The sequence below is a fragment of the Nostoc punctiforme PCC 73102 genome (assembly GCF_000020025.1).
GTDB classification, from domain to species: domain Bacteria; phylum Cyanobacteriota; class Cyanobacteriia; order Cyanobacteriales; family Nostocaceae; genus Nostoc; species Nostoc punctiforme.
Window position 1 is genome coordinate 2,839,487 of record NC_010628.1, and the last position, 12,461, is coordinate 2,851,947.

Annotated in this window: 9 protein-coding genes; 5 read left to right on the plus strand and 4 right to left on the minus strand. The window is 44.3% G+C overall.

What is annotated here, in order from left to right:
- Nucleotides 1–44 precede the first annotated feature (44 nt).
- Entirely contained in the window at nucleotides 45–1,607 is a 1,563-nt protein-coding gene (locus tag NPUN_RS11550; protein WP_012408882.1) for a serine hydrolase, read from the plus strand.
- Between the two features lie 804 nt (nucleotides 1,608–2,411).
- Here NPUN_RS11550 and dprA read toward each other — a convergent pair.
- Nucleotides 2,412–3,527 (minus strand): DNA-processing protein DprA, encoded by a 1,116-nt coding sequence (gene dprA, locus NPUN_RS11560; RefSeq protein WP_012408884.1) that lies wholly within the window; start codon nucleotides 3,525–3,527, stop codon nucleotides 2,412–2,414.
- A gap of 326 nt (nucleotides 3,528–3,853) precedes the next feature.
- Between dprA and NPUN_RS11565 the strand changes: the two genes are divergently transcribed.
- Entirely contained in the window at nucleotides 3,854–4,933 is a 1,080-nt protein-coding gene (locus NPUN_RS11565; protein WP_234711087.1) for an SGNH/GDSL hydrolase family protein, read from the plus strand.
- A gap of 116 nt (nucleotides 4,934–5,049) precedes the next feature.
- Here NPUN_RS11565 and NPUN_RS11570 read toward each other — a convergent pair whose 3' ends face one another.
- Together NPUN_RS11570 and NPUN_RS11575 are read right to left on the minus strand one after the other, a co-directional pair.
- Nucleotides 5,050–5,739, minus strand: a complete 690-nt coding sequence (locus tag NPUN_RS11570) for an ElyC/SanA/YdcF family protein (RefSeq protein WP_012408886.1) — start codon at nucleotides 5,737–5,739, stop codon at nucleotides 5,050–5,052.
- Entirely contained in the window at nucleotides 5,739–6,395 is a 657-nt protein-coding gene (locus NPUN_RS11575) for a DUF2301 domain-containing membrane protein (protein WP_012408887.1), read from the minus strand. Before NPUN_RS11575 ends, NPUN_RS11570 begins: the two co-directional genes overlap by 1 nt.
- Nucleotides 6,396–6,652: 257 nt before the next feature.
- Between NPUN_RS11575 and NPUN_RS11580 the strand changes: the two genes are divergently transcribed.
- From NPUN_RS11580 to NPUN_RS11590, 3 genes are all read left to right on the plus strand, one after another.
- Nucleotides 6,653–8,716 carry an HET-C-related protein gene (locus NPUN_RS11580; RefSeq protein ID WP_012408888.1) on the plus strand — a complete coding sequence of 688 codons (2,064 nt, stop codon included), beginning with the start codon at nucleotides 6,653–6,655 and terminating at the stop codon, nucleotides 8,714–8,716.
- 163 nt (nucleotides 8,717–8,879) lie between these two features.
- A complete protein-coding gene (locus NPUN_RS37525; RefSeq protein WP_012408889.1) occupies nucleotides 8,880–10,853 on the plus strand; it encodes an eCIS core domain-containing protein in 1,974 nt (657 codons plus the stop codon).
- Nucleotides 10,854–10,915: 62 nt separating this feature from the next.
- Nucleotides 10,916–11,527 carry a HEAT repeat domain-containing protein gene (locus NPUN_RS11590; protein WP_012408890.1) on the plus strand — a complete coding sequence of 204 codons (612 nt, stop codon included), beginning with the start codon at nucleotides 10,916–10,918 and terminating at the stop codon, nucleotides 11,525–11,527.
- A gap of 195 nt (nucleotides 11,528–11,722) precedes the next feature.
- Here NPUN_RS11590 and NPUN_RS11595 read toward each other — a convergent pair whose 3' ends face one another.
- Nucleotides 11,723–12,319 carry an anthrone oxygenase family protein gene (locus NPUN_RS11595; RefSeq protein WP_234711088.1) on the minus strand — a complete coding sequence of 199 codons (597 nt, stop codon included), beginning with the start codon at nucleotides 12,317–12,319 and terminating at the stop codon, nucleotides 11,723–11,725.
- Nucleotides 12,320–12,461 lie beyond the last annotated feature (142 nt).

Genomic DNA, 12,461 nt, shown 5'->3' on the forward strand with positions numbered 1-12,461 from the left:
AGGAGTCTGCAAGAAAACAGTCAAGTCGGTCACAAGGAGTAACTGTGTCAGAGTCAAGTGACGAACTAACAGCTTTCTCGCGGCGACAACCCCTAAATCGCCGCCAACGTCCACAAAAAGTTCAAAAAGTGGCGCAAAAGAAAGTTAAAGCTAATAGCCAGCAGCAAGCTGCCAATGGACGAGAAGCGGCGCTAGCACGCTCCAAAAATCGCGTTGCTCCCCCCCCAAGCCCTGGTGCTACACGTAGGGTAAAATCGGGATTAGTCATGCCAACAGCAGTAAAACCAATACCAACTGTAAAAGGGAAAATTCCTCCCTTTCGACCAGGTGCTGTGATGGTGAAAACAGTGCGGATGGAAAAGCCAAAGGTCGGAAAGCGAACATCGCGGAAAACCCGATTAAAGCCAATGGCCAAAACTATGTTGTATGTTGTGCGCTTGTTGATTGTGGGTATTGGGATGGGTGCAATTGTAGGCACGGTATTGTCAGTATTAGACCCGGCTAATCGCATCAGTACAACTTCTGCACCTCAATCTAATAGTAATGTGGCGCGATCGCAGCCACAACCTACCCAAGCTCCCCCAACTGCATCTTCGAGCCTATATCTATCTCAGGAACTTATCTCTTTGAAAAATGCCGTGCAAAATTTGGCAGCGAACTACCCAAATCTTGCACCCGGTGTTTTCTTGGTAGATTTGGACACTGGCAATTATGTAGATGTCAATGGCTCTACCAGTTTTCCCGCAGCTAGCACAATTAAAGTGCCGATCCTACTAGCCTTTTTCCAGGATGTGGATGCGGGGAAAATTCGCCTTGATGAAATGCTGACCATGCAACAGGATATGGTCGCTGGCGGTTCTGGAGATATGGGGTCAAAACCAGCCGGAACCAAATATAATGCCCTGGAAGTCGTCACTAAAATGATTACAATCAGCGACAACACGGCGACAAATATGCTGATTGCTCGGCTAGGAGGGATGGAGGCGTTAAACCAGCGTTTCCGCACTTGGGGATTGACAACCACAACAATTCGTAATAGCTTGCCAGATTTACAAGGGACAAATACTACTAGTCCCAAAGAATTAGCGAATTTGATGGCTATTGTGAGTCAGGGAAATTTAGTCAGTATGCCATCACGCGATCTCATGCTCGATATCTTGCGTCGCACCCAAAGGGACACTCTACTACCATCGGGTTTGGGAACAGGCGCAAGAGCATTCCACAAAACGGGCGATATCGGTACTATGCTGGCAGACACAGGTTTAATTGTTGTTCCCACTGGCAAGCGCTATATAGCTAGCGTCATGGTACAACGCCCCGAAAACGACCCTCGCGCCGAAAAACTGATTAGCTCAATTTCTCGTGCTGCCTACCAAGAGTTTAGCCAAAATGCTGTTACACCCAACAGTACCACAAGTACTATACCCGCAAATGGTTATCAGCCCCAGATTGGGAATCCTGTACCCAACAGTACGACAGGTACTGTACCCATGAGTGGTTATCAGCCCCCTGTTATCAGTCCTGTACCTAATGGGATGGGAAGTACTGTGCCGGCAAATGGTTATCAGTCTCCAGTTATGAATCAACAGTATTATCCTCAAAGATAAGTAGGTCGGCGTATCGTTGGATAAGACAGCGAGCTGGGGGAATTAGCGGTATGCAAGCGCTGCACTAAATTAAAATCACAAAGTCTACTCTGTAGAGGCTAGCGATCGCAATTGAAGTTACAATTTCTGTTTGCAAATCAAATAAGATTGCTATACCCGAAACTATCAACCAAATAGTCATTGCTCAAATTCAAACACTAATTGTCAAAATTCAAACGTTTGCAACAAATATTCTTCCATATATAAGAAACGCTTAAGTATTTCTTGCAAAGATATAATTAGTTGTAGCAAATACTTAATACTTTGCAACAAATACTCTTCCATATATAAGAAACGCTTAAGTATTTCTTTCAAAAGTATAATCAGTTGTAGCAAATGCTTAATACTTTGCAACAAATACTCTTCCATATATAAGAAACATTTAAATCATTGCAACAATTGTTGTAATGAACTTATGAATTGATTAGTTATTGGTCATTAGACTTCGGCATTGCTGATGCGGCAGGAAACCATGATACTTATCTCTATAGTTCTGACTGATGGGAATTATTTTTTCACGTTGCTGATTTAGATTATGAATATTGTCTCGTTTGCAAAGAATAAGAGTTATTATAAGTTGCTCTTTAATCTCTTTTCTCTGCGTTCTCTGCGCCTCTGTGGTTAAATAAATGATTTATAAACCGCAGAGGCACAGAGGACACGGAGGAAGAAGTTAAACTTAGAAGAGTTTGTAGTTTACATGAGTAACGAATTCATAGAATTGCCTGAAGGTTGGCTGTGGACAAAATTAGGAAATTTTAACTCTTAACTTTTTTGATACCGCATCCCTGGTAGTTGCAAAACTAAACCCATAAGTTCCAACTGTAACAAAGCACCCGAAACTGAGCCAGCAGCCATGCCGGTTTGTTCAACAATAAAATCGAAGGGTAAAGCATCACTTGTAAACGCATCCATTACCGTTTGCAATTCTGGCGATAAAGTTGGCATTAACTGTTCTGGCGCTGTGGAAGTCTCGACTCTATCAATTTGTGGTATTGCTCCCAGCATTGTTAACAGTTCATCTAATTCCTTGACAATCAAAGAAGCTCCCTGACTAAGTAACTTTAAGCACCCTTGAGATGGATGCTCGTCTACTCTTCCAGGTAAGGCATAGACATCTCTACCAAATTCATTTGCGTAAGTAGCTGTAATTAAAGCACCAGATTTTAAAGGCGCTTCTATTACGAGGATGGCGCGGCTTAAACCCGCAATAATTCGGTTGCGACGGGGAAAGTGCGTGCGATCGGGTGGGGTTTTTGTGGGGTACTCACTTACAACTAATCCAGCCGTCAAAATTTGCTTGTACAAATCCCGATTTTTATGTGGATAGATCACATCTACACCAGTTCCTAAAACTGCGATCGTGCGTCCACCTGCTTTCATTGCAGCGATGTGGCTTTCTGTGTCAATTCCCTCTGCCATTCCAGAAACAACTGTAAAGCCATTTTTAGCCAAAGCTGTACTAATTTGGCGAGTCCAACGGATGCCATATTCTGAGGGTTGGCGTGTGCCGACAATCCCAACCATCGGTTTTTGTCCGAGATTTTCTTGGAGTTCGACTTCACCGCGATAGTACAAAATCGGCGGTGGACTGGGAGTTTCAAGCAGTAAGCGGGGATAATCTGTGTCTGCTGGTGTCCAGAAATGGGAATTTTCTTGCTGGTGCTTGGTGAATAGTTGTTCTGGGTGCAAACGCGATCGCTGTTGTACTACTTTTTCTAGGGTCTGAAAACCAAAACCCTCCACTTCTCCTAACTGTACCTTGGTAGCGTTCCAAGCTGTTGCCAGCGTGCCAAAATGCTGTTGCAGTCGTCGCAATAATACCGGGCCAATTCCCGAAATTTGCGCCCAAGCTATCCAATATGCGCCTTCTTGTACCACGGTTTCATCCTCACGCCTACTGGATTGAGTATTCCCAAATTTTCCCAAATTAGCGTTGGCTGTTGATGTGGAGGTGGGGACAAGGGGGACAAGGGAGATAAGGGGACAAGGGAGACAAGGGAGAATTATTGAATAAATCTCTCCCTTGTCTCCCCCCTCTTTCTTGTCTACCTTGTCTCTTCTCTATGCTCAATCCCCAATTCCCCTTGACTTTTGACTCTTGACTCTTGACTATTAACTATTGACTATCTATCTTCCGATCTTCTGTGATGAAATATTTCTATCGTCTTTTAATAAGCCTATCTGGGTGCTTAATATTTTTACTGGTGCATAGTGGTCTTGGTTTATTGCCTAGTTTGGCGGCCGAGAAAGTTACTGTCAGATACGGGCTGTTTGAGCAATCGATCCCGGTGGCAGATATACGCAACTATGGCGAGAAGCAAAAGGCTTCTAGCGATTTGCAATCTTTCTTAGATTACCTCAGCGCTAAAGAGAAAGAGAAGTTTCAAGAAGCCCTTCAAGTGAAAATGTCGCTTGATATTGTGGCTTTAGATAAGCTGATAAACACAGGAATGGGCAAGCAAATTTTATCTTTTGCTTCTGGTGCGATCGCCCGCCGCGATCGAGCCAGTATACAAGCCCTACGTTCTGCCATTATCATCGGAGCAAAATCACCAGAAGGTCTAGGATTAATCAGCTTTTTAGAAGCATATCCTAGTAATCAACTAGTTGTTGACGTGTCAAAAATTTCTAAGCTAGTTGGACTAGCAAATTCCTCTTCTAATTCTGCTGATGCATCACCGAAAGACAATGTAAGTTCTTCACCTTTTGGAAAAATTGCACTGCAATATCAAATACTCGCCGCCCAAGATAAACAGTTTTCAGGGTGCTTATTTGGCGATTCTATTTCGGCTGGACTTGGTAATACCCTTGGGAGTGGCACTTTTAATTTTGGGTTAAATGGCCTAAGCACAATCTCATTACTGGAACAATTGAAAAGTTTAATTCCTACTAAAGTTAGATGCGAAAAAGCTATTATTGCCGTAGGTGGTAATGATGCTTGGTATGGAATTAATGATGAATTGTTTACCAAAAATCTCCAAGAGGCGATCGCACTTGTTAGAACAATGGGAAATAAAGAGATTTTTCTAATTCCGGCTTTTTATTCAACAGTTGCAGCCAGCTTAGATCCAACTGTATCAGCTCCACTTCCTAAAGTTGAACAAATTAATGTTCTAATTAATCAAGTCGCTGAGAAAGAAAAAGTGCCAGTTGCAGCAGCAGGATTAGCACCATTGTATGAGAATAATGTTCTTAAAGAGAATTTGACGAGCGATGGCGACCATCTCAATGCTGAGGGTCTAAAAATTTATCGACAAGCATTATTACAAATCCTGGAAAAATAAGATGATTTTGTGTCTTGTCAAAAGTCCCCGATTAAGTTAAATATTTTTTGCTTGAAAGTCCATAATTCGTAACTCGAAATTACGAATTACGAATTACGAATTACGAATTATCACCTTTAGGCTTTCCAACTCAAAAACCGCGCATAAATATAAGCGATGCCTTCATCAATAATTGCCCGCACACCTTGGCTAGAAACCCACCATTTGTTTGGATCGTAATCATGTGTTTTAGCTGCGATCGCACCAACTTGGACTTTAGGTGTAAGTATTTTTCTGAATAGCAACCAACTCCTGCGGGTATGAACATCCAAAGAAAAAACATTAACTGATTGTAGCTTTAAATTGGAATCGGATAGCCAGCGATAAAATTCAGCAGCAGATGCATAACTACGATCCTTGATTACGTTTGGTGTCGGAACAGCTACTACCTTCTCTGATTCTAAACCGAGTTTCTCGAAGGTAGCAGCTGATACTTCTGCAAAGCTTTTATATTCGCTAAGATAATTTCCTTTTTCTATCGATCCTCCTGTAGTAATTACTAGATTATAAGAACCGTTTTTAAATTCAGTTAAAGCTTGTTGTATGGCATAATCTGGTAGCCATCCCTCAACAACTAATACTTCTGCTGATTTGATCGGGGAAGTCACGGCGAGAAATGAGTGTACATGAGTAATAGCGAAAAATATTAAATAAGCAATCAAAGCGATCGCAATCGCCCACCCCTGAGCCGTAAGTGTCCACATTTCTTGGCGTTTTATTAGTTTTATTTTTGGAAAATTTTTACGCCGACGGTTTTTTGCCTGCATTAAATTTTAGCTAGACGTTGTTCTTTCAAGTAAGTAAATACAGATTTATCTCCAATATCCGCAGGAATTGCTTGTACTGTCTTTCGCAAAGCAAATACCAAAAACAACGTTGCCCAAATTCCTAATAAAACACTTTCCCCCTGAGTTGGTAAAATTCCCACCAAATGTCCTAATAACAGCAGCGGTACTATTAGGGTTAATACTTTAGTTTCCAAGCGATTGAAGCAAAAAGCCTCTTTAAAATAAATCCCTGTCAAAGCAACGAAAATAAAACCAACCCCAAATAAGGTAAGAGGCTGATTGTAAACAGTCAGAGCTAAAGGTTGAGTACTAGAGATTGCCAGAATTACTGATGCCATACTACCGAGCGCCCAAAAAATTTGTAACATTCGATGCAGTGATGCTATGTAGATATGAATGGTAAATAAACTTACACCAAGAGCGAGACTAAAACAAGCATATAAAGGTGTAAGTGCAGTTACAACAGTCGGGTTATTGTTGAACAAAATCAAAGCGCTGCCTATAGCAAAGCTGACTGCTGCTACCATTAAGCCAGCGCGGTAGATCATTACGCCAGTGCGATCGCTCTGAGTAATTGTAAATTCCCCAAACTGACCTTGATAAACTTCTAGTGGAGGTAGTGTTTGCGTAGTCATAGTTAAAAATATTGTTACGATTTACTAATAGAGTACAATGGTAAATTGGTGAAGGGTTAGCTTTATTATCGATAATAAGACGAACTTCGTGTCACAATCGCTAAAATTTAAGCAATTTTTGTCGTATTAGTATAGCTAAAAGTGAGATGAGCGATCGCATTACAGAATACTTTCCACTTAAGTCGATAGCGATCGCAATTAGACAAAGTGTATAATTCGTTTCAAAAATACGCCTTGTGAGTCTAAGGTAGGGTGAGATGAGCGATCGCATAATTGGGCGCAAGAAATCAGCCGCATCAACTTTTACGAATCCGTCGCTTGCCTCACCAGGTATTCCGACACTAGCGAACCCAATACACGGCTTTGGTTCACAAATCAATACTGCCCCGCTCCAAACAGTAACTGAAGTAGCCCCAGAGCTTCAAGAGGCACAGTCTGCTGATGGGCAATTATTAGAACCAGAAGCGATCAAAGAAAAACCCCTTAGTCACGACATAAGTCGCATATCATTACGTCGTCCACAGCCAAAACTTACCGTTGGTCAGCCTGGAGACAAATACGAACAAGAAGCGGAGATGAATGCTCAGGCATTTACGCACAAGCAAGATGTTTACTTTGATGCGGGGAAGGCTCCTACCCATAAATTGACTCATTTGGTGCAGCAAACTGGTGATGCAGCAAGCCATAAGGTTATTCAGCGCTATCAGGCAGGGGAATCAGGACATGGCTCAATAGAGAAAAAAGGCTTGATATTAGCTGGCTTCACTGCCGACGAAGCAGCAGAGGCTTATCTAGGTAATTGGATGCGTGATTTATCACAACTCGGCCCAGATATGTTTCCTTTGGTGGAACTGCTGGGAATGGGGGAATTTGGCAAGCCAATCGACCAGAGTAAACTGGGAACCTATGTTCCTTCAGAACACATGGATAATCCCGACGGAGGTAATACCGTTGAAGATCCGACTTCAACAACCACCGCAAAGGATGTTGATGCTCGTAATGAAAATAAAAAGCAACTATCCGAATCCCAAAAGAAAGACCAAGAAGCAGCTGATGCAGCCTATGCCGAGATCAAAGCTGCCGCAGCAAAGAATCGTCTGCCAGCTTATATTGAGCGCGGCAAGTTTATGGCTAAGAGAAAATTGGTAGAGGCAATCAAAAAAGGTGATACATCAGAGGGACGGGAGGAGATGAGTAGTGCTTTACATGCTATAGAAGATTATTTTTCTCATACCAACTTTACTGAAGCAGCCATCTGGGTACTGGCGAAGGAAAACCCAGCTAAATATAAGCCTCTGATGGCTAAGATGTCCCAGACAACTTTAGGGATAGGTACAGCAACGGTGGGTGGATTAGATAAAAAAGGACTACCCCAAATTATCAGTGGCACTTATGTTGCAGGTGCTAACAACATGGTTAGTAAAATTGAATTACTCAAAACCGAACTAGAGAGTGGGGCTTTAACTGTAGCCTTAGTAAAAGGCTTGATGATGAAAGGAGGCATTACAGCAGATGTTCTTGCCAATAAGTTAGGTGAGAAGATGGGAGTTAAACCAATCTTCCGTACTGTTGAAGGTGGGATAGGTGCAGTAGTGGGTGGTGTAGAAGGAGCAGTTAAAGGTACTGCTAGCGGTGCGAGAACAGGCGGGGCGGCAGGTCGGAAAATCGGCGGGCTTTTTGGTACTCTTGGCGAAGTTGTGGGTGAAGAAATTGGCGAGCAAGTTGGTGGTGTAGTTGGCGGTGTATCCGGTGGTGTATCCGGTGCTAGAGCAGGCAAAGCCGCAGGTGAAGAAATGGGCGAACAGGATGCCGAAGCCATTCTTAAAGCAGCTGGCTTTGCGATTAAAGGTGGTATGGTTGTAATTACGGCCGGGACTATGGCTACCTTACTTACACTCTTCCCAGTAATTGCAGCGGATTTGGCAGCAGTTGTCAGTGTGGCGAAAAGTAAATTAGGACAAAAACTATTAGATGCTTATGCTGAGAAAAAAGTGGCGGAGTCCACTAAAGAGGCGAAAGCCAAAGGTTTGACTGGCCCCACTCACTCAGAGCTTGCCAAGGATGCTCCCGACCACCCGCTCTTTGATGCTTCTGCCTCGCTAGCTGTGGAGGCGGTGAAAGGAGTTGGTGTTGCCATGAAGGTAGCGTGGGCACAGAATAAGACGAATCCTCCATCGACAGAACCTGTTGGCACAGAGGCAGTTACGAACCAGGTTGATAAATATGTCTGCGCTTTAGATGGTGATGGGTGGTGGCGACCCATTATCGAGAAACAAGCAACGGCGGCTGGGATTACTACTTCTGGTGGTGCAGACAATTAATAATGTTCCAACTCGTTTTAGGGTGAATTTATAGCTTTAGTAAAATGTGCGATCGCATTACAAAATAATTTCCACTTAAGTCCATAGCGATCGCAATTAGATAAATTTTATGATGTGTGTTATCAATATGCCTTGGTTGAGCCATAAATGAAGGAAGGGTGATATGAGCAATGACGGACAACAAGCTTCTGGGCATCTACGCATAGTTCAGCACCAAAAAGCAGGTATATCCACTGTTCTAAATCCGTCCCTTACCTCATCAACTATTCCCACGCTGGCTTCTCCAATGCGTGGCTTTGGTTTACAAACAAATAATCCTCCAATTCAAAGACTAACTGAGGCATCAACTGAGCTTCAAGAAGTGCAGTCTGCTGATGAGCAATTTTTGGAACCAGAAGCCGTCAAACAACAGCCCCTTAGTCATGATATTAGTCGCATATCTTTGCATCGTCCCCAGGCAAAACTCACCGTTGGTGCGCCAGACGACCATTATGAGCAGGAAGCCGATCGAGTTGCCGATCGGATTATGCGAATGGCTGAACCAGAGCCAATAGGTTTACAGAATACACAGACTCAAGACCAAGTGCAAACTAAGCCTCTAGCCTCTGCCATAACTCCTTTAGTGCAACGGGAGGCAATGCCAGAAGAGGAAGAGGAACTACAAACGAAACTTATTAATGCACCTATCCAAAGAGAGATTTTACCAGAAGAAGAATTACAAACTAAGCGATCGCTACAACTCGCTACCAATGACAGCTTCCAAACTGGGGACAACTTTGAGAGTCGCCTAAACAGCAGTGAAGGTGGAGGAAGCCCGTTACCAGATACAGTGCGTTCTTTCATGGAACCACGTTTTGGTACAGATTTTAGTCAAGTACGCGTACATACAGGTACTCAAGCGGTACAAATGAATCAGGATTTAAATGCCCAGGCATTTACGCACCAGCAAAACATTTTCTTTGGTGCGGGTAAGTCACCAGGTAATGATGCATTAACCGCCCATGAACTGACTCATGTGGTGCAGCAGACAGGAACAGCCCAGAGAAAATTGATTCAACGGGCAATTAACCCCACATACGACCTGACACACGGAATTTTTGAAGTAAATGCCACACCCAACGGCGCGAGTCTACCGATTACTATTCGTTTTAAACCCAAAACCACTGCTCCCTACTCTAACCAGATTGGACTGATTCAGATTGTCCGTCTGACAAATGCTACAGGTACAAATGTCGAACCTCAGTCTTTACCTGCTGCTAGTGGTGCTAGCCTCCGTACCACTGCTGATGCAACCACGGGAGTTGAAGGCGGATATTTCACTGATGCGCTGCATAATGATGCACCTGCTCATGGTGGTACAGGAACCAATGCCCCAGCCGGAAGTGCATTACCTGCCCAGTACCCCTTTGGCAACGACCCAGCCCAACCCAATCCCGCAACCCCTGGACTTTCACGGCCCTCTTCTAGTGGTGCAAGCGGAGCCACTATTGGTTACAAACGCTCCGATGACCCCACTGATATCAAAGCAGCAGAACTAACCGATGCTCCCGGAGGGGCTGGTGAGTTCAACTTCGACTTTCAGACGGTGGCTAAAGGAGAAGACACCATGACAACTTACGGAGCGCTTCATTGGGGCTTCCAAATCCGTGCTGGCAAAGTTGAGAACGATCGTGCATCAGCACAAGATGGTCAATCCGCCACCTTTGATGCAGCTTTGCAGAAGCACCAGGATTTTTACGTACATGAACCAGTCATTTTTTACTTTGATTTCGACAGCGACCAACTGAGTTCCAGCGAAACAGGCAAGATTGATACATTCTTAGACTACCTGCGGCGATTCCCTGATGTCAAAGTAACTCCTGAAGGCTTTGCTGACAGGCGTGGCGGTGCATCTGGGCACAACCTGGATCTATCTTTACGCAGAGCGCAGGCAGTGGGAGCAGCCCTGCGTGCTAAGGGTGTAGCTGAAGCTCAAATTAGTGCTGTTACTATCGGCTCTGGTTCAACCGAAGACTTTACCCCTGATGCCACTACTAACCAAGATACAGAAGCAAATCGCCGGGGTAATCGCCGAGTCGTCTTGAGCTTTGAGCATGTGCCAGCAGCAGCTCCAGCAGGGGGAGGAGGGACACCGTGATCTTGAGAACGATAGGAATATTCGTGATAGTTGTGATGCTGGCCATTGGAGGAAATTTGTATATGAATAATCAAGACGCTACCGCGATACCTATGGAGCAGATCAAAGCACGTCTCTACTCCACAGATCAAGACACTAGCGCTTTAGCACTGGGTGAATTGATCCGTTTAGGCAAAAAAGCTACCCCGGTTTTGTTGGAAGCTTTGACTAACCCCAACCCCCGTACCCGTCGGCTTGCAGCCGAGGGACTGAGCGAAATTGCCGATCCCGCTAGTGCCGATGCTTTGTTCCAAGCCACTCATGATACTAATCCAGAAGTGCGTGCCCGTGCTGCCACTGCCCTACACCAATTAGGAGATAAACGGTCATTATCCGCTTTGGTCGCTACCCTTGATGATTACCCTGACATCCTGCACAATCCCTACACAGCTTCGATGTATCCTTTAATGCGGGGTGGAAAAGAAGTTTTACCTTTGGTAATTCCTCTTTTGCAAGCACCAAACGATCTCACTCGTGAGCGAGCTTTTTTGATTGTTAAGGCTGTAGTGAGTAAGCTACCCCAAGGGCAAGACTGGAATCAGTTGTGGCAGAGTTTGGGAAGTTATGATCCCGCAGGCCAAAAAGCAGAACGTGACAAGGCTGCTCAACAATGGCAGGAATGGTTGAGCAAATAATTGAATTATTCACAAAAAAACTAAGTATGTTACGAAACGTAAATAAGCTTAAAACCTTTACTAATGACCAATGACATAGACGCTTCTGCGGCTACTCTTCGAGTTCTCCGAAGGAGTACCCGCAGGGTAGGACAAATGACAGCCTTAGCCAGTTAGCTTTAATTTCGCCGATCTACTTACCCATTAGTAGCGGAGTTACCTAACCGTATTATCGAGTCCCCCTACAATTCTTGAACCCAAACAAAGCGCGATGGTGAGCGATGCTGCTGCTGCTAGCGCCGCTACCGTCCGAATGTGATTCCAGATTGTCCAGTTGGTCAGGTAGCTAGACCATAGGCTCGCCCCTTCAGTGCTGTCCGGCTCGACTTTCGCCAGGGCTTCGTTGAGCGGCACATTGAAAACTATTGTCACGCCTAATGTACCAACAAGGTAGAGCAAGCTGCCGAGAAGCAAGTAGGCGGCACCGGGTTGATGCCACTTTAATAGCGAGGAGATTAAAAGAAAGATACAAGCCACAGCCGTTCCCAAAAACGCTGTCATAAAAAATGGATTGATTACCGTGATATTGATGGATTGCATAGCAGCAATGCCTTGCGGTGGTTTCAGCCGAGCAAGGGCGCTCATTACGAAGGTTGAGAAGCCGAAGAAGACTCCGGCTATTAGCCCGCAGCCCAGTACCGAGAAAAGCTTTAATGCGAAATAATATTGTTGATTTATCAAATGTTGCAGCATCGCCTCACCGAAAAAATGGGTATGAAGCCCCGTCCTTCTGGGACGGCTTTTATTTTTCATTCTCTCTAATTAAACGCTTGATTGCTGCCAATAGACTACAGCCCTACGAAGCCGCAATTTTAACAAGTTTCTCGGAAAAGATTATTAAATACGAGATTAGCCCTATTCCTTAAAAGGAGAAGCTGCGATCGCTGTTGCATTT